16 protein-coding genes are annotated in these 17,920 nt (G+C 67.2%); 7 read left to right on the top strand and 9 right to left on the bottom strand.

All coding sequences use genetic code 11. The annotated features are described in order from the left end of the window. Nucleotides 1-279 precede the first annotated feature (279 nt). The 3 genes from WCE05_RS18195 (at nucleotide 280) to WCE05_RS18205 (ending at nucleotide 2,106) form a co-directional block, all read left to right on the top strand. A complete protein-coding gene (locus WCE05_RS18195; RefSeq protein WP_225787748.1) occupies nucleotides 280-489 on the top strand; it encodes a general stress protein in 210 nt (69 codons plus the stop codon). A gap of 225 nt (nucleotides 490-714) precedes the next feature. Further along, nucleotides 715-1,041 carry a DUF6555 family protein gene (locus WCE05_RS18200; RefSeq protein ID WP_225787749.1) on the top strand — a complete coding sequence of 109 codons (327 nt, stop codon included), beginning with the start codon at nucleotides 715-717 and terminating at the stop codon, nucleotides 1,039-1,041. A 189-nt stretch (nucleotides 1,042-1,230) separates the two neighbouring features. Next, on the top strand, nucleotides 1,231-2,106 hold the full coding sequence (locus WCE05_RS18205) for an AEC family transporter (RefSeq protein ID WP_225787750.1): 876 nt from the start codon (nucleotides 1,231-1,233) through the stop codon (nucleotides 2,104-2,106). Nucleotides 2,107-2,135: 29 nt separating this feature from the next. Here WCE05_RS18205 and WCE05_RS18210 read toward each other — a convergent pair whose 3' ends face one another. From WCE05_RS18210 to WCE05_RS18230, 5 genes are all read right to left on the bottom strand, one after another. Next, a complete protein-coding gene (locus tag WCE05_RS18210; RefSeq protein WP_368816260.1) occupies nucleotides 2,136-2,768 on the bottom strand; it encodes a hypothetical protein in 633 nt (210 codons plus the stop codon). 121 nt (nucleotides 2,769-2,889) lie between these two features. Next, nucleotides 2,890-4,221: an MFS transporter gene (locus tag WCE05_RS18215; protein ID WP_225787752.1), complete on the bottom strand. Its 1,332-nt coding sequence runs from the start codon at nucleotides 4,219-4,221 to the stop codon at nucleotides 2,890-2,892. Between the two features lie 88 nt (nucleotides 4,222-4,309). Further along, nucleotides 4,310-5,248 (bottom strand): hydroxymethylglutaryl-CoA lyase, encoded by a 939-nt coding sequence (locus WCE05_RS18220; RefSeq protein ID WP_368816261.1) that lies wholly within the window; start codon nucleotides 5,246-5,248, stop codon nucleotides 4,310-4,312. Further along, the gene (locus WCE05_RS18225) at nucleotides 5,245-6,438 is read right to left on the bottom strand and encodes a CaiB/BaiF CoA-transferase family protein (protein WP_225787754.1); all 1,194 of its coding nucleotides are present in this window, start codon (nucleotides 6,436-6,438) and stop codon (nucleotides 5,245-5,247) included. The genes WCE05_RS18220 and WCE05_RS18225 overlap by 4 nt, the downstream gene beginning before the upstream one ends. A 134-nt stretch (nucleotides 6,439-6,572) precedes the next feature. Beyond that, complete coding sequence (locus tag WCE05_RS18230; RefSeq protein WP_225787755.1) at nucleotides 6,573-7,484, bottom strand: LysR family transcriptional regulator; 912 nt, start codon at nucleotides 7,482-7,484, stop codon at nucleotides 6,573-6,575. 171 nt (nucleotides 7,485-7,655) lie between these two features. Between WCE05_RS18230 and WCE05_RS18235 the strand changes: the two genes are divergently transcribed. Next, nucleotides 7,656-9,416, top strand: coding sequence for a SulP family inorganic anion transporter (locus tag WCE05_RS18235; RefSeq protein ID WP_368816262.1), 1,761 nt, complete (start codon nucleotides 7,656-7,658; stop codon nucleotides 9,414-9,416). A 38-nt stretch (nucleotides 9,417-9,454) separates the two neighbouring features. Here the strand turns inward: WCE05_RS18235 and WCE05_RS18240 are convergent, their stop codons facing one another. The 4 genes from WCE05_RS18240 to WCE05_RS18255 all read right to left on the bottom strand — a co-directional run bounded on the left by WCE05_RS18240 (nucleotide 9,455) and on the right by WCE05_RS18255 (nucleotide 13,822). After that, complete coding sequence (locus tag WCE05_RS18240) at nucleotides 9,455-10,585, bottom strand: HlyD family secretion protein (protein WP_368816263.1); 1,131 nt, start codon at nucleotides 10,583-10,585, stop codon at nucleotides 9,455-9,457. After that, complete coding sequence (locus WCE05_RS18245) at nucleotides 10,582-12,231, bottom strand: MFS transporter (protein WP_225787758.1); 1,650 nt, start codon at nucleotides 12,229-12,231, stop codon at nucleotides 10,582-10,584. Before WCE05_RS18245 ends, WCE05_RS18240 begins: the two co-directional genes overlap by 4 nt. Before the next feature lie 85 nt (nucleotides 12,232-12,316). Beyond that, complete coding sequence (locus WCE05_RS18250) at nucleotides 12,317-12,892, bottom strand: antibiotic biosynthesis monooxygenase (protein ID WP_225787759.1); 576 nt, start codon at nucleotides 12,890-12,892, stop codon at nucleotides 12,317-12,319. Between the two features lie 84 nt (nucleotides 12,893-12,976). Beyond that, nucleotides 12,977-13,822 carry a helix-turn-helix domain-containing protein gene (locus WCE05_RS18255; protein ID WP_253080532.1) on the bottom strand — a complete coding sequence of 282 codons (846 nt, stop codon included), beginning with the start codon at nucleotides 13,820-13,822 and terminating at the stop codon, nucleotides 12,977-12,979. A gap of 199 nt (nucleotides 13,823-14,021) precedes the next feature. Here WCE05_RS18255 and WCE05_RS18260 point away from each other — a divergent pair, with 199 nt between their 5' ends. From WCE05_RS18260 to WCE05_RS18270, 3 genes are all read left to right on the top strand, one after another. Continuing rightward, a complete protein-coding gene (locus WCE05_RS18260) occupies nucleotides 14,022-14,957 on the top strand; it encodes a LysR substrate-binding domain-containing protein (RefSeq protein WP_368816264.1) in 936 nt (311 codons plus the stop codon). A gap of 143 nt (nucleotides 14,958-15,100) precedes the next feature. Beyond that, the gene (locus WCE05_RS18265) at nucleotides 15,101-15,754 is read left to right on the top strand and encodes a hydrolase (protein WP_225787762.1); all 654 of its coding nucleotides are present in this window, start codon (nucleotides 15,101-15,103) and stop codon (nucleotides 15,752-15,754) included. A gap of 314 nt (nucleotides 15,755-16,068) precedes the next feature. Beyond that, on the top strand, nucleotides 16,069-17,907 hold the full coding sequence (locus tag WCE05_RS18270) for an amidohydrolase (protein WP_368816273.1): 1,839 nt from the start codon (nucleotides 16,069-16,071) through the stop codon (nucleotides 17,905-17,907). Nucleotides 17,908-17,920: the final 13 nt, after the last annotated feature.

Below are 17,920 nucleotides of genomic sequence, written 5' to 3' on the forward strand. Positions count from 1 at the left end.
TCCTGGTGTTGGGGGAACGGCATCCTGAGGTGTGACAGCGGCTGGGGCGGGGAAGTGCGAAAAAACTGCGGGCAAGCCATTCGGGGCCGCTGCGCGCCCCATCGCCGGCAAGCGTCCCTGCGCCAGACGCTGGCGCACAAGCTTTTGGCCAAGCGGGCGTTTGGCGCCACTCGTCAGCCCTGGGCCATGTCGATTGAGCAGAGGCCGCCAGCGCCGGTTCGGAAGTACTGCATGGCGCAATTCCGTGCCAAGCCAATTCCACTAGCAAGGAGAAACGACATGGCGCGTGACCAAGAGCGATCCGGCCAACGTGGCGGCACCAAGGAAACCAACCCGGGCAATTTCGCCAACGACCGCGAAAAAGCCTCCCGCGCCGGCCACAAAGGCGGCCAGAACTCCGGGGGCAACTTCGCCAATGACCGTGAGCGCGCTTCCGAGGCCGGCCGCAAGGGTGGCCAGCACAGCCACGGCGGCGGCCACAACCGGTGAAGGCCTGCGTTCGCTGAGGCCCGGCGCTGAACCGGCCGGGCAGCGATCCGGGGTGGTGGCCAGGGGCCGCCGCCCCGGATCGATCCATACCCTCCTGGCACGGGGATGCAGGCCGCGGCGAGGGTTTCAGCCCACTCATTCACATTGTTCGACAATCTTTTGAATCTTCACGGAAAACCCCGATCAATCAGGAAGTCATCCATGGAGAAGAGGAGGGCCCCTACGATGCCAACCCCACAGCTGTACATCATCGACTATCGACTGCATGGCGAGCAGCGCAGCTTCATCATTCGCCTGGAACGCATGGACAACGCCGAGGCCTGGCATTGGGCCAGCTGTGATGCCGGGGTCGGGATCATTCCGAAATTCGGGCGGGAGCGGATCAGGAAAGTGAGCCGGCCGATGGCCGAGCGCTACGGGATCACCGAGGTGAGTTGGCGCTTGTCGGGCAGCGGGGCGCAGTTCGTGCCGAAGTCCGGGCCCGGGGTGGCGGCAGCCTTGCCGGGCGATTCGCCGTTGCCAGGGGAGGGGGAAGCTGCGGTCATTGCCTGATCGTCGATGGTCTTGTTTGTCCGTACCAGCCCTATCCTCCCACAGGTACTCCATCGCGTCTGAGGGCAGTGGGAAACCTGTGGAAGCCGGCGCGAAGCGGCCGCAAAACTGGCAGCAAGGCTTGCCCGAGAAGGGGCCACCCCCCGCATAATGGCGGCGGCCTTCTCTAATCCGGTTCAGGGAGAACACATGCTGGCTTCGCTGTTCGCCGTCCTGGCGCCTGTCTTCATCGTCGCCGGCATCGGCTATGCCTGGGCCCGCCGCGGGCTCGACTACCCGACCGAGTTCATCGCCGGGATCGTCATGACGGTCGGCACCCCGTCCCTGGTGCTGTCGACCCTGAGCCGCACCGACCTCGACCCGACGGCTTTCGCCAGCATGGCCCTGGGCTGCGTGCTGTGCATGCTCGGCATGGCCCTGGCCGGCCTGTTGGTCTGCCGTGCGTCGGGCCAGCACTGGCGAGTGCTGCTGCCGGCCTTCATGTTCCCCAACACCGGCAACATGGGGCTGCCGATCAGCCTGTATGCCTTCGGCGAACACGGGCTGGCCCTGGCCGTGGCGTTCTTCCTGACCCTGTCGATCTTCCAGTTCACCGTGGGCCTGGCCATGTCCGGCAGCGCTGCGTCGTTCAAGGCGTTGCTGCGCAACCCGATCGTGATCAGCCTGGTCGGGGCCATGCCGATCATCTTCCTCGACCTGGAGCTGCCGCGCTGGCTGGCCAACACCGTCGACCTGCTGGGCGGCATGACCATCCCGCTGATGCTGCTGACCCTGGGCGTGTCACTGGCCAGCATCCGCCTGCGCCATGTAGGCAACGGCCTGCTGCTCGGCGGGCTGCGCATCGTGCTGGGGGCGGCGGTGGGTTGGGGCGTGGGCGCGGCGCTCGGCCTGGAGCCGCTGGAGCGGGCGGTGCTGGTGGTGCAGTCGTCGATGCCGGTGGCGGTGTTCAACTACCTGCTGGCGGTGCGAGCGAACCGTTCGCCGGAGCAGGTGGCCAACCTGGTGATGTGCTCGACAGTGCTGTCGTTCGCCTGGTTGCCGGCAGTGCTGGCCTGGTGGTTGTAGACGCAGGGCGGGCCCTGCGCCTCGGATGGCTACTTGCCGAACAGCCGCTCGTGCACCCAGCCCTTGTTGGTCAGGACCATGGCACGGGTTTCCTTCAGCGGCGTCTGGGCGCTGGCGACGATCTTGTCCAGGCCCGAGATGCCGGCCTTGACGTTGTCATCGCCGGCCCACGCGGGCAGGTCGGTGACCTTGTAGGCGTAGGTCACGCGGGAGATCTGCTGGCCCATCATCTCGCCCGGCTCGCTGAACCGCTCGATGGCGGTGACCTGGGCCTTGCCGAAGCACAGGCCGCCAGAGGTGGTGCCGTTCATCCTCTGCTGCGCATCGGCCTTGTAGTACTTGCGGCCTTCGTCGGTCAGGTCGTAGGCGTAGTAGATGTCGGTGCGGGCCGGCTGCCACAGGCGCTCGGGCACTTGCGTGCGGGAAATCTCCTTTTCGCTGACCACGCCGACCTGGGCCAGGGCATGCAGCGCCTTGTTGGTGCCGTTGAGGTCGAAGTCGCGGGTCTTGGTCGGGAACGAGGTGATCACGAAGCAGCGGGGGTACTGGGTGTCGAGGTAGGCTTGGGCGGCCTTCTGGAAATTGGCCTCGCTGGCATCTTTGGTATCCGTGCAGCCGGCCAAGGTGGCCAGCAGTGCCAGCGGTACGATCTTCCTGTGCATGGTAAAGCGTCCTTGATTGCGAAGGTAAGGCTCCGGCGTGGCCGGCGGGCAGAATTAGAACCCGCGGGCCAGAGGGTGCGCAATCATGGCAGGACGGCATCTGCGCAATCGGCGGGCCCCATCACTGATGGGGCACATCCCGCGTGCGCAGCTTCTGCGGCAGGGCGAACAGCACCAGGGCGACGGTGACCAGGCAGGTCAGGGCGATCAGGTACAGCGCCGGGGTGGTACTGCCGGTCAGGTCGCGGATGCGCCCCACCAGCACCGGGCTGACGATGCCGCCCAACTGGCCAAGGGTGTTGATCAGGGCGATACCACCGGCAGCCCCGGCGCCAGCGCCGGCCAGCAGTTTCGGCGGCAGCGCCCAGAAGCTCGGGATCGAGGCCACCACGCCAGCCCCGAGCAGGCCCAGGGAGAGGATCAGCAGCGGCGTGTTGTCATCGAACAGCCCGGCGCAGAGGAAACCCAGCGCCCCGAGGGCGACCAGCCCGGCGGTGAACCAGCGGCGTTCGCCGGTGGCGTCCGACAGCCTGCCGCAGATCACCATGGCAATGGCGCCGCAGATATAGGGCACCGCGGTGAGCAGGCCGATCATCGACGGGTTCTCGGTACCCGCGCTGCGGATCAGCTGTGGTGCCCAGAAGTTCAGGCCATAGGAGGCAATCTGGATCAGGAAGTAGATCAGCCCCAAGGTCAGGAAGCCGGGAATACGGATCGCTTGCAGCAGCGAGCCCTGGCCGTGGGCGGCCTGGGGCGGGTCGATGCGCGAGAGCAGCAGTTGTTTCTCCCGGGCGTCCAGCCAGCCGGCATCCTCGACACGGTCCTTGAGCAGGGTCAGCACCAGCAGGCCGAGGCCGACGCAGGGCAGGCCGCCGAGCAGGAACAGCCAGTGCCAGCCGCGGATCTGCATCACCCCGTCGAGGTGGTCGAGCACGAGCCCCGAGAAGGGGGCGCCGAACAACCCGGCGAAGGCCGAGGCGAGAAACAGCAGCGAGGTGATGCGGCCCCGGTAGTGACGCGGGAACCACAGGGTCAGGTAGTACAGCACGCCCGGCGCGAAGCCGGCTTCCATGGCGCCGATGATGAAGCGCAGGGCATAGAACTGCCACTCGCTGGTGACGAACACCATGGCCGCGGTGGCCAGGCCCCAGGAGATCATGATGCGGGCGATCCAGCGGCGCGCGCCGACCTTGTACAGCATCAGGTTGCTGGGCACCTCGAACAGCACATAGCCGACCACGAACAGGCTGGCGCCCAGGCCGTAGGCGGTATCGCTGAAGCCAAGGTCGGTTTGCAACTGGAATTTGGCGAAGCTGATGTTGATGCGGTCGAAGAAGGCGAACAGGTAGCAGACCATGATCAGCGGCATCAGCCGCCAGGCGACCTTGCGCACCAGGGCTTTTTCGCTGTCGGCGCCATCGCTGGCGCCCAGTTGCAGGGCGGAAAGACTCATCGTTCATTCTCCAGTCGGCCGCACTACAGGCGGCCCTGTTGTTCTTGTTGTCTGGTGGGGGCCGGGGGCCCCCGGATGGCGCGGTGTTTCAGCCGGGCAGGTGCTCCGGCAACGGGTGCAGGTCGCAATTGCGTCCGGCCTTGGCCAGTTGCCCGGGCACCTCGTGGCCGAGCAGCGCCGGCAGGCTGCGTGACAGGCTCAGCAGGCCGTCCAGATCGATGCCGGTGGGGATGCCGGTTTCGGCGCACAGGTTGACCAGGTCCTCGCTGCAGATGTTGCCCGAGGCGCCTGGGGCGAAGGGGCAGCCACCGAGCCCGCCGAGGGCCGCGTCGAAACGCCGGGCCCCGGCTTCGTAGGCGGCCAGTACGTTGCACAGGCCCAGGCCACGGGTGTTATGAAAGTGCAGGGTGAGCATGGCCGCGGGCAGGCGTTCCAGGCTACGCCGCACCAGGCGCGCGACCTGGCGCGGGTTGGCCATGCCGGTGGTATCGGCCAGGGTCACGCCTTGCACGCCCAGTTCGAGGTAGGCATCGAGCAGGCGCAGCACCAGGTCTTCGTCGATATGCCCTTCGAACGGGCAGCCGAAGGCGGTGGCGACCGTGGCATTGAGGCTGACCGAGCGCCCGTGCACCGCCTGGACGATGTCGCCGAAACCGGCCAGGGACTGCTCGCGGCGCATGCGCATGTTCGCCAGGTTATGCGACTGGCTGGCCGAGAGCACCAGGTTCAGCTCGTCGGCGCCGACGGCCAGGGCGCGTTCGGCGCCCTTGAGGTTGGGCACCAGGGCGACGTAGACCACCCCGGGCTGGCGGCGGATGCCACGGAACACCTCGTCGCCGTCGCGCAGCGCCGGGATCGCCTTGGGCGAGACGAACGAGCCCGCCTCGATACGCGAGAACCCCAGGCCCGAGAGACCGTCAATGAGCTCGATCTTCTCTTCGGTGGGCACCCAGGTCGGTTCGATCTGCAGGCCGTCGCGGGGGGCGACTTCCTGGATCAGCATGAAGTCGGGATTGGCCGGGATCATTGCACCACCCCCTCGGTACGCAGGCGGGCGATGTCGTCCTCGCCCAGGCCGATGCCCGCGAGCAGGGCATCGGTGTGTTCACCCAGCGCCGGGCCTTGCCAGTCGACCCGCCCCGGGGTGGCGGACAGCTTGGGCACGATGCCCGGCATGCGCACCGGGGTACCATCTGGCAGTTGGCTGTCGAGCAGCATGCCGCGCGCCTGGTAGTGCGGGTCGGCGACGATGTCGGCGACCGAGTAGATGCGCCCGGCAGGAACCTCGGCGGCCTCCAGCGCGGCCAGCACCTGCGCGATGGGATGGCGACGGGTCCAGCCCTCGATCGCCTCGTCGAGCAGCGCGGCCTGGGCGGCGCGGCCATCGTTGTGGGCGAACTCGGCGGCCTCGGCCAGGTCCGGACGGCCAATGGTGTGCATCAGGCGGCGGAAGATCGGGTCGCTGTTGCCGGCGATGACCACGAAGGCGCCGTCGGCGGTGCGGTAGGTGTTCGACGGTGCGATGCCGGGCAGGGCACCGCCGCTGCGCTCGCGTACATGGCCGAGCAGGTCGTATTCGGGGACCAGGCTCTCCATCAGGTTGAACACGCTTTCCACCAGCGACACATCCACCACCTGGCCTTCGCCACCGTTGGCGCGCACGTTGAACAGCGAGAGCAGGGCGCCCATGACGGCGTGCAGCGAGGCCAGCGAATCACCCAGGCTGACGCCGGCGCGGGCCGGGGCCGAGCCCGGTTCGCCGGTGGTGTAGCGGATGCCGCCCATGGCCTCGCCGATGGCGCCGAAGCCTGGGCGGTCGCGGTAGGGACCGCTCTGGCCGTAGCCAGAGATGCGCACCAGGGTCAGCCTGGGGTTCAGCGCGTGCAGCACGTCCCAGCCCAGGCCGAGTTTCTCCAGGGCGCCGGGGCGCAGGTTCTCGATCAGTACATCGGTGTCTTGCAACAGGCGCTTGACGATCTCCAGGCCTTCGGCGGCCTTGAGGTCGAGCGCCAGGGATTTCTTGTTGCGCGACTGCAGGTACCACCAGAGCGAGGTGCCCTGGTGCAGCTTTCGCCACTTGCGAAGGGGATCGCCCTGGCCGAGGGCTTCGATCTTGATTACTTCGGCACCGAACTCACCGAGCAGGCGAGCGGCGAACGGGGCGGCGATCAGTGTGCCTATTTCCAGGACCCTGATACCTTCGAGTGGGGCGGGCATGGTGCGTACCTCTTGTTCTTGGACTATGTGCCAGAGGCTACGGCGACGCGGGCGAGGGCACCAATCCTGTGTCGGCAACTACCGTTCGCCAAATGCGAACGGTCGAGGTGTCCGGTGAGCCTGTCAGCCCATTCTCAACCCCTGTCACCGCGCAAATGCTCGAACAGCAGCCGGCTGACCGGCGACAGCGAGTCGAGGTCGCGCGCCACCAGCAGCAGCTCGCGCTCGGCCCAGTCGTCGCTGAGCGCCACGGCCTGGAGCCCCAGCGCACCGCCGAACAGCTCGAAGGCCTGGCGCGGCAGGATGCCCACGCCCATGTCTGCCTGCACCATGCGGCACACGGCATCGAAGCTCGGCACATGGATACGCAGGCGCAGCACCTTGCCGGCACGGCGCGCCGCCTCATGGGTGCGCATGTTGATGGAACTGGCCGCGTGCAGGCCGACGAAGTCGTTGTCCAGGGCATCGACGAAGGCCACCTGGCCATGCCCTGCCAGCGGGTGCCCGGCGCGCAGCACCAGCACCAGCTGGTCGCGCTTGTAGCGCACCTTGAGCAGCTCGCGGGTGTCGCTGTCGCTGGAGCAGATCCCCAGGTCGGCGACCCCGTCGAGCAGGCCCTGGATCACGCCGTTGCTCGGCCGCTCCTCCAGGTCCACCTTGATCCGCTCGTGGTGCGCGCAGAACAGCGCCAGGTCCTCGGGCAGGAACTGGATGATCGCCGACAGGTTGGCGAGCATGCGCACGTAGCCGCGCACGCCCTGCAGGTGCTCACCCAGCTCCAGGCCGATCTTCTCCAGGTTGAACAGCATGCGCCGGGCATGGTGGAGCAGGGTCTCGCCGGCTGGGGTCAACTGCATGCCACGGGCCTGGCGGACGAACAGTGGCGAGCCCAGGGCCCCCTCGAGCTCGTTCAGGCGCTTGCTCGCCGCCGAGACCGCGATGGCCTCGCGGGTGGCGGCGCGGGTCAGGCTGCCTTCCTCGTGGATGGCCACGAACAGTTGCAGGGTGACCAGGTCGAGGCGGCGGATCAGGTTGTTCAGTTGCATGGGGACAACTCCGGCAGGCAGGGCGTGCGTGCGCGACAGTAAACGCTGGGGCGATGTTTGTCATGGCCTGCGCGTGAGCCGGCAAGGCGCCGTGCGTCATCCATACTGCAGTGATCGGCGGCCTGGAAGCTCTTCGGGGGGGAGGGGCCGCGCTTCTGAGCCAGGGGGCCCATGGACAATCGCTCACCGACCCGGCAGGACCCGCCGCCACCGTACAAGGCCGCTGCGCCAGCCGGCGGCTGGCAGCGCTGGTTGCCCGGCCTGCGCCTGTTGCGCCACTACCCGCCGGGCTGCCTGCCCCGGGACCTGCTCGCCGGCCTGGTGCTGACGGCCATGCTGGTGCCGGTCGGTATCGCCTACGCACAGGCCGCGGGCGTGCCGGGCATCTACGGCCTGTACGCCACCATCGTCCCCTTGCTCGCCTATGCGCTGTTCGGGCCCAGCCGCATCCTGGTGCTGGGGCCGGACTCGGCGCTGGTGCCCATCATCCTGGCCGTCGTGCTGCCCTTGGCCGCCGGCGACCCGACGCGCGCGATCGCCCTGGCCAGTGCCATGGCCCTGGTGTCGGGGCTGATCTGCATCGCTGCCGGCCTGCTGCGGCTGGGGTTCGTCACCGAGTTGTTGTCCAAGCCGATCCGCTACGGCTACATGAACGGCATCGCCCTCACGGTACTGATCAGCCAGACGCCCAAGCTGTTCGGTATCTCCAGCCAGAGCAGCGGCCCGCTGGGCGATACCACGCAACTGCTGCGCGCCTTGCTCGATGGCGCGGCCAACTGGCACGCCTTCGCGTTGGGCGCCGCGACCCTGGCGATCATCCTCGCGTGCAAGCGCTACGAGCGGGTGCCGGGCGTTCTCATCGCCGTGCTGCTCGCGACCCTGGCCACTGGTGGACTGGGCCTGGAGGCCAGCCATGGGGTGGCGGTGGTCGGCGCGCTGCCCGAGGGGCTGCCGGGGTTCTCCCTGCCTTTGATCGGCCTGGATGACCTGGCCACCGTGCTGATCGGCGGTGCCGCGGTGGCGCTGGTGTCGTTCGCAGATACCAGCGTGCTGTCGCGTACCTACGCCGCCCGGACCCGCACCCAGGTCGACCCCAACCAGGAAATGCTCGGCCTGGGCCTGGCGAACCTCGCGACCGGGTTGTTCCAGGGCATTCCGGTCAGCAGCAGTTCGTCACGCACGCCGGTGGCCGAGGCGGCAGGGGCGAAGACCCAACTGGCCGGTGTGGTCGGTGCGCTGGGCGTGGCGCTGCTGCTGTTGCTGGCGCCCGACCTGCTGCACCACCTGCCGGAAAGCGCCCTGGCGGCGGTGGTCATCGCGGCGGCGATTGGCTTGTTCGAATTCAAGGACCTGCGGCGCATCTACCGCATTCAGCGCTGGGAGTTCTGGCTGTCGATCACCTGCTTCGTCGGCGTGGCGGTGTTCGGTGCGGTCCCAGGCATTGGCCTGGCGGTGGTCATCGCGGTGATCGAGTTCCTCTGGGATGGCTGGCGCCCGCACTATGCCGTGCTTGGCCGGGTCGCCGGCATTCGCGGCTACCACGACGTGTCGCGCTACCCCCATGCCCGACGGGTGCCGGGGCTGGTGCTGTTTCGCTGGGATGCGCCGTTGTTCTTCGCCAATGCCGAGCTGTTCCAGCGCTGCGTGCTGGACGCCGTCGCCGACGCCGGGGCCGGGGTGCGGCGGGTGGTGGTGGCGGCGGAGCCGGTCACCAGCGTGGACGTGACCTCGGCCGACATGCTCGTCGAGCTGGAGCAATTGCTGCGCAATGCAGGCATCGAGCTGCACCTGGCGGAGGTGAAAGACCCGGTGAAGGACAAGCTGCTGCGCCTGGAGGTGCTCAGCCATATCGGCACCGACATCTTCCACCCAACGGTGGGGGCGGCGGTGGATGACTACCTGGATGACCATGGCGTGGACTGGACGCCCTGAGTATTGGGGGCTGCAAAGCAGCCCCCAATGGCCAGCCGTCACTGCTCCCGCGTATCGATACTGACCACCACCGACATCCCCGGACGCAGCCGCCGTGCCTCGGGCTGGTCGGGGTCGACGGTGATCCGTACCGGGATCCGCTGGGCGATCTTGACGAAGTTGCCGGTGGCGTTGTCCGCCTGCAGCAGGGCGAACTCCGAGCCGGTGGCCGGCGAGATCTGCTGCACGTGGCCGCGCAACCGCAAATGATCGAGGGCATCGACGGTGAAGGTCGCCGGCTGGCCGATGCGCACGTTGGCCATCTGCGTTTCCTTCATGTTGGCGATCACCCACAGGGTATCGGGCACCAGCGCCATCAGTTGCGCGCCCGGGTTGACGTAGGCCCCCAGGCGGGTGCCGATCTGCCCCAGCTGGCCATCGCGCGGGGCCGTCACCCGGGTGTTGTCCAGGTCGATGCGGGCCAGCTCCACGGCGGCCTTGGCATTCTCCACCGCCGCTTCCAGGGCAGCGCGGTTGACGATCACCGTCTCCCGGTCCTGGCGGGCGATCTCCAGCGCCGCCCTGGCCTGGGCCAGGCTGGCGATCGCCGCGGCATGGCTGGCCCGGCTCAGGTCCAGTTCACGCTGGGACACCGAGCCATCGCTGACCAGCGCCTCGTTGCGCCGCAGGTCGGCCTGGGCCTTGGCGGCCTGCGCCGCAGCATCGTCGATGGCCGCCTGGCGCTGGGCGATGGTGGCCTCGGCGCTCTTGCGCTGCTGCAGGTTGTTGGCCAGTGCCGCCTGCTGCTGTTGCAACTGGGCGATGGACTGGGCCAGGCGCTGCGTGTAGATGCGGTCGTCCAGGCGCACCAGCAGGTCGCCAGCCTTGACGAACTGGAAGTCGTGCACCGGCACCTCGACGATATAGCCGCCCAGCTGTGGGCCGATGATCGTCACCTGGCCACGCACCAGGGCGTTCTCGGTACTTTCGATGGCGCTGCTGAACGGCGGCAGGCGCCAGGCATAGAGCACCAGCAGGATGCCGGCCAGGGCCACGCAGGCGAAGCTGACCGACGAGAGGATGCGCACGCGCCGCGAGCGTACCGGGCTGCTCGGCTCGCTGGGTGGCGTAGTGCCTTCCGGGGTCTCGGCGATGGCGGTGGTGGTCGTGGACTGGGTCGGTTGGGTCATCGGGTCGAAGCGCCACTGGTGGTGTCGGGGGAGGGGGCCTGCCGGGTCGCGTACTTGACCCAGCTGCCGCGGATGAGGATCCAGATCATGGTCGCGACGGCAATGGCGCCGATCAGCATGAAGACATCGTTATAGGCGAGGATATTGGCCTCGCGGGTGGCCGCGTTGGCCAGCAGGCGCATGCCGACCTCGTTGCGCAGGGCCGGGTCATGGATGATGCCGGCGTAGCTGGCGCCGCCACCTTGGACCCGCGCCGCGACCAACGGTTCGAGGGCGCTCAGCTGGTCGACCAGGTTGCTGGAGTGGAACTTCTCGCGCACGGTCTGGAAGGTGCCCAGCAGGGCCGAGCCGATCAAGCCGCCGAGGTTGTTGCAGATCCCGAACATCACCGAGAAGCTCACCAGATTGCGCGGGTTGGTGCGCACATGGCTGATGCCCAGGGCCATGGACGGGCCGAGGAAGAAGGTGCTGCCGAAGGCCAGCATGAACTGGCTCAGGTACATCTGCCCGGGGCGCGTCAGGTTGCTCGAGGCACTGTCCATGAAGGCCCCGGTGGCCATCGCCGCCAGCGAGATGAACAGCGGCGTGACCAGGTGCGCGGGGTTGATGGTCAGAGCGCTGGTGACCAGCCCGCAGACCGCGCCCAGCAGCATGATCGCGTACAGGGTGCGCATCTGCTCGCTGCCCATGTTCAACCCCTGCAGGAAGCCCACCGCGCCGGTGGACTGTTCCGAGGTGACCATGCGGATCAGGATCACGCACAGGGCCAGGCGGATCACCGCGGCGCTGCCCAGCCAGCGGGTCATCAGCAAGGGGTTGCGGCGGTTGTGCTCGATGGCCAGCCCCGAGCACACCAGGGCGATGGACGCAGCCAGGGCCACGCCGATCCACGGCGCGTCCAGCCACCAGTCGATGCGTCCCAGCGACAGCACGGCGCAGAGCAGGGCGGTGCCGCTGGCCATCAGCGAGAAGGTCAGGAAGTCCAGCGGCTCGAAGGTCTTGAAGCGGTCGCCCGGCGGCAGCTTGAGCAGCAGCACGCAGCCCAGCGCGGCCAGCGCCAGGCCCAGCTCGAACAGGTACAGGCCGCGCCACTCGGCGATCTGCAGCAAGTCCTCGGAGAACACCCGGGCCAGCGGTACCGCCAGCTGCGAGGCACCCAGGCCCAGCACCATGGCCTTCAGGCGCCACTGCGCGGGGAAGGCCTGGATCATGTAGTACAGGCCCAGCGAGCTCAGCGCCGCCCCGACCATGCCGTGGGCCGCGCGCACGGCGATGGCCGAGTTCAGGTCGTTGACGAACAGGTGGGCGAAGGTCACCAGGGCATAGAGCACCAGGAACACTTCGGTGAAGGCGCGCAGGCCGAACTCCTGGCGGAACTTCACCAGCAGCAGGTTCATCGACACGTTGGTCATCACGAAGGCGGCGGGCAGCCAGGCCATTTCCGCGCTGGTCGCGCCCAGGGCGCCTTGCAGGAACGGCAGGTTGGCGACCACCAGGGCGTTGCCCAAACCACCGGTGATGGCCACCAGCAGGCCGACCACGCCAAAGGCCAGGCGCTTGGCCGGGGCATGCAAAGGGGTCGATGGCGAGCCGGGCAGGCTGGGCTTTTCGTGGGGAAGCCACTGGCGTGGCGCGTATTTGTCCATGCGTGATGCGGTGCCTTGGTTCGCGTGGGGAAACTCTACGCGACAACCCAGGCCAAGGAAAACACCTACGCGACCACGGCCAGGGCTACGCCCCGCTGCGCTTGTTCTCCAACCAGGGGGCGAACCAGCGTGTGACCTGGGGCATGAAGATATACACCACCAGCAGCACGATGCTGAGCGTGATCAGCACGTTGCTGGCCACATAACCCCCCAGCCAGGGCCAGCGGGCGAACAGCGGCTGCCACAGCAGCGGCACGCCCAGGCTCAGGGGTAGGATCACCAGGAAGGTGACGCAGGCCTGCTTCCAGCGCACCGGCGCGCTGCCTTGCTCGGAGGGCGTGAACCAGAACTCGCGGTCGGCGTTCGCCTCGGTGCGGTCGCCATCGACCAGCAGCGGGGCCACTTGCGCGACCAGTTGGCGACGCTCGTCGGAGTCGAGCCAGCCCTGCAGTTGGGCAGTGCTGGCGAAGCGAATGACGGAGGTGAATTGATGCTGGCCGGCGTCGCGGTTACGCATCACATCGACGCCGAGGTGGCCCGGGTAGCGCTTGGCCGTGGCCACGGTGCGGCGCAGCCACTGCTCATAGTCCTGTTCCGCGCCTTGTTTCACACAGTGGCGTACCAGCAATGTCGCGACATCTTGAGACAGGTCATGGGTCATCGGGCCGCCCTCGGTTTGCGGTGCTGGTGACTACGCTAGCCTCGTCCGTGCGAGGTTTCTTGAATGAATGTGCCGGCTTTGCACCTATGTGCCCTGCTCGTCGTTGCCGTGTCGCTGGGCGCGACGCCAGCTGGCCGGCGCGACGCCAACCTGTTTGAGGAACACCCGGGAAAGGTGCGACTGGTCGGCGAAACCGCATTCCAGGCCGATCTGCGACAGGGGCAGGTGGCTCTGCGTCATCAGCGTCTTGGCCTTGTCGATACGCAGCTTCATCAGCCATTCATGGGGAGACAGGCCGGTGCTGCGCTTGAAGGCCCGGGTGAAATAGCTGCGCGACAGCGAGCATTCCTGCGCCAGGCGTTCGACCGAAAGGCCCTCGACCAAGTGGCTGGCGATCATCTCCTTGGCCCGGCGCAACTGCCAAGGGCACAGTCCCTTGCCGTTCTCGTTGGCCAGCACGGCCTTGCCGTAGCGATCGTCGAGGTGGGTGAGCAGGGCGAGCACCACCTGGTCGATGAACAGCTGGTTGGCTTCGCCGGGCTGGGTCATCGCTGGCAGCAAGGCTTGGGACAGGTAGTAGCTGACCGGATCGACCTGGCTCAGGACCCGCTCCAGCCCTTGGTCCGTCGGGCTGCCAGCTTCGTAGAACAACGAGCGGATTGTGTGGCGTGGCACGGTGAACCTGATGTTGTCGTAGGCCGCCAGGTGCTGGCAGCGCAACTCATCGCCCAGGTAGGCGATGGACACGCTCTGGCGTGCGTGGCCGCCGACAAAGGCCAGGTCGCGGCCACGCCACAGCTTGTGCGCGGCGAAATCCTGAAGCTGGACGATGACGGTGTAGGCGTCGGCACAGGGAATGTCCAGGCGAAGCTCGGGGTCGGGGTGATCTTCGCGATTGCGCACGATCGAGTAGTTCCCTGGTTGCGCCATATGAGAAGCCTTCCCCGGGTTCGTCGGGCGCTTGGCTGGCAACGTAAAGCGCATGGGCGTGCTCCTTCCCTTCAGAGTTCCACTCAGGGCCAAGGGGCTGGGTGGCAGCCTCGCTTGGCCAAGGCCTGCCAAGCATAGTATTGAGAACGGCCGATACGCTGAATAGAATGAATGGCATTTCATGCATGCCATTTTTTCGATGAAAAACCTTCCAGACTTGGAAGCCTGGGCAATCTTCGCCCAGGTCGCCAACAGTGGTTCATTCGCCGGTGCCGCGCAGGTGCTGGGCATCTCCCAGCCGACGGTGTCCAAGGCCATCGGCCGGCTGGAGCGGCGCCTGGGCGCCGCGCTGCTGCATCGCACCTCGCGCCGCCTGGAGCTGACCAGCACGGGCCAGCAGGCTTGGGAGCGTGCCCAGCGCATCCTGGAGGAGGGGCGCGCCGCCGAAGCGCAGGCCTCCCTGCAGGCCAACGTGGCGAAGGGGCGGATACGCCTGGCGGCGCCCATGTCGTTCGGCCTGAAGTACCTCGCGGCGTTGCTGCCGGTCTTTCAACAGCGCTACCCGCAGATCGAGCTCGACCTGTCCCTGGACGATCGCATCGTCGACGTGGTGGCTGGCCGTTACGATGTCGCGCTGCGCATCGCCGAGCTGCCGGACTCCACGCTCAGGTCTCGCCGGCTTTGCGCCGTGCGCCGCCCCTTGGTGGCCACGCCGGCCTACCTGGCGCGCCACGGGCGACCGCAGCACCCGCGGGACCTGGGGCAGCACCAGTGCCTGATCTACACCAACCTGCCCACGCCCGAGCGCTGGACGTTTCGCCATGCGACCCAGGGTGATTTCAGCGTGCCGGTGCAGGGGAGCCTGCGCAGCAACAATGCCGACCTGCTGGGGCCTGCCTTGCTCGCCAGCCAGGGCCTGGCCCTGCAGCCGGAGTTCATCGTCTGGGAGGCGCTGCAGGCGGGTGTGTTGGAAGAGGTGCTGCCCGACTGGCGATTCGCCGATATCGCCATCCACCTGGTCACACCGCCCGGCAGCTTCCGGCCCGCTCGTGTCACGCTGCTGCTGGAGTTTCTGGCGGCTCATCTGTCCATCGCGCCTTGGGCCCGGGCCGGGCAGTTGAGTGGCGATTTGTAGCCCTGGGGCGCGATGCGGCCCCCAGCGCTGGCCGACATTGCCACCAGGGCACAAACATACAAATCAGGATCATTCGTACAAGAAGCTGCCAAGGCACATGCCACACAGTCTGGGCTCGACAACACAACCAGAGGCTGTATCCCATGGCTATCGCAAAAGCTGCGCCTGGCAAGACCCTGCTCGATCCGAGCAACCACACCCTGATCATGATCGATCATCAGTCGCAGATGTCCTTCGCCACCAAGTCGATCGATGCGGTGACGCTGCGCAACAACGCCGCGCTGGTGTCCAAGGCCGCCAGGGAGTTCAAGGTGTCGACGATCCTCACCACCGTGGCGGAAAAAAGCTTCTCCGGGCCGATTTTCGATGAGATCCGCTCGGTATTCCCCGAACACAAGGTGATCGACCGCACCACCATGAATACCTGGGAAGATGAACGCATCGCCGTCGAGGTCAATGCATTCGGCAAGAACAAGATCGTTCTCGCCGGCCTGTGGACCTCGGTGTGCATCGTCGGTCCGGCCCTGTCGGCGCTGGACCAGGGCTTCGAGGTCTATGTCATCGCCGATGCCTGTGGCGATGTCTCCAACGAAGCGCACCAGCACGCCATGGAGCGCATGATCCAGCTGGGCGCGCGTCCCATGACGTCGCTGCAATACCTGCTCGAGCTGCAGCGCGACTGGGCCCGGGGCGAAACCTATAACGAGACCGTGCAGACCTCCATCGCCCATGGCGGCGCCTATGGCCTGGGCCTGATCTACGCCAAGACCATGTTCAACGCCTCCGAAGGCCACTGATCGGAACAGGCTCGCCGGTGGCGCCATGGGCGCTGCCGCGGGCCGTTCATTCCAGCGATGGCGGGCTATGCTGACTTCCGACCCGTGCGGCCTGCGAACCGCTTGCCGTCTGCTTGGAGCGGCCGTGCCACGCCATCGGTGCCGACCTGTGTCGGCCTTGCGAGTAGAACGCCATGAACCAGGACCCACCCAACGACAGCCGTCGCCACTTCCTTGCCGCTACCACCGTACTCGGGGCCGCGGGCGCGCTCTGGTTCTCGTTGCCTTTCGCCAGCGCCAGCGACCCGGCCCATGCCAACCATTCAGGGGGTTCCATGACCGCCGATCTGATTCTTTTCAATGGCCGTTTGCATACCGTCGATCCCGAAAAACCCAGTGCCACGGCCGTGGCCATCAAGGATGGCCGCTTCATCGCGGTCGGCAGCGATGCCGAGGCGATGGCCTTGCGCGGCGCCGCGACCCGCACCATCGACCTTAACCGGCGCACCGTGGTTCCCGGCCTGAACGACTCCCACCTGCACCTGATCCGCGGGGGGCTCAACTACAACCTCGAGCTGCGCTGGGAGGGCGTGCCGTCCCTGGCCGATGCCCTGCGCATGCTCAAGGACCAGGCCGACCGCACCCCCGCACCGCAGTGGGTGAGGGTGGTCGGTGGCTGGACCGAGTTCCAGTTCGCCGAGAAACGCATGCCGACGCTGGAGGAACTGAACAAGGCGGCGCCCGACACGCCGGTGTTCGTCCTCCACCTGTACGACCGCGCCTTGCTCAACCGAGCGGCGCTCAAGGTCGTCGGCTACGACCGCAACACGCCGAACCCGCCCGGCGGCGAGATCCAGCGCGATGCCAGCGGCGAGCCGACCGGCATGCTGATCGCCCGCCCCAACGCGATGATCCTCTACGCCACCCTGGCCAAGGGGCCGAAGTTGCCATTGGAGTACCAGGTCAACTCCACTCGCCAGTTCATGCGCGAACTGAACCGTCTTGGCGTCACCAGCGCCATCGATGCCGGCGGTGGTTTCCAGAACTATCCCGACGACTACCAGGTCATCCAGGAACTGGCCGACCAAGGCCAGTTGACCGTGCGCATCGCCTACAACCTGTTCACCCAGAAGCCCAAGGAAGAACTGGCCGACTTCCAGAACTGGAGCAAGCTGGTCAAGCCCGGCGACGGCTCCGACTTCTTCCGCCACAACGGCGCAGGGGAGATGCTGGTGTTCTCCGCCGCCGACTTCGAGGACTTCCTCGAACCGCGCCCGGACCTGCCGGCGACCATGGAGCAGGAACTGGAGCCGGTGGTTCGCCACCTGGTGGAGCAGCGCTGGCCGTTCCGCCTGCACGCGACCTACGACGAGTCCATCTCGCGCATGCTCGATGTGTTCGAGAAGGTCGACCGCGATATCCCGTTCAATGGCCTGCCATGGTTCTTCGACCATGCCGAAACGGTCAGCCCGAGGAACATCGAGCGCATTCGGGCGCTGGGCGGCGGTATCGCCATCCAGCATCGCATGGCCTTCCAGGGCGAGTACTTCGTCGACCGCTACGGCGCCAAGGCCGCCGAGACGACGCCGCCGATCCAGCGCATGCTCGCCGAAGGCGTGCCGGTGGGGGCGGGGACCGACGCCACCCGGGTGGCCAGCTACAACCCCTGGACCGCCCTGTACTGGCTGGTCAGCGGCAAGACCGTGGGTGGCCTTGAGTTGTACCCCCAGGGCCTTGGGCGCGATACCGCCCTGCAGCTGTTCACCCAGGGCAGCGCCTGGTTCTCCAGCGAACAGGGCAAGAAGGGGCAGATCAAGGTCGGCCAGTTCGCCGACCTGATCGCGCTGTCCGCCGACTACTTCAGCGTCGAGGAAGAGGCGATCAAGTGGCTGGAGTCGGTGCTCACGGTGGTGGATGGCAAGGTCGTCCATGCCGCGGCGGAGTTCGACAAGCTGGCACCGCCGGCCCTGCCGGTGATGCCGGACTGGTCCCCGGTGAACAAGGTGCCAGGGCACTGGAAACCGGCGGCGCCGCTGACGGCGCAGGTGCACCAGTGCGTAGGCGCCTGCGCGGTGCATGCGCACCAGCACGACAGGGCGCGGCGCGCCAATGTACCGGTCAGCGACTACCAGGGCTTCTGGGGCGCGTTCGGCTGCTCTTGCTTCGCCTTCTGACCTTGCACCGCGG

Source organism: Pseudomonas sp. I2 (assembly GCF_040984075.1).
GTDB classification, from domain to species: domain Bacteria; phylum Pseudomonadota; class Gammaproteobacteria; order Pseudomonadales; family Pseudomonadaceae; genus Aquipseudomonas; species Aquipseudomonas guariconensis_B.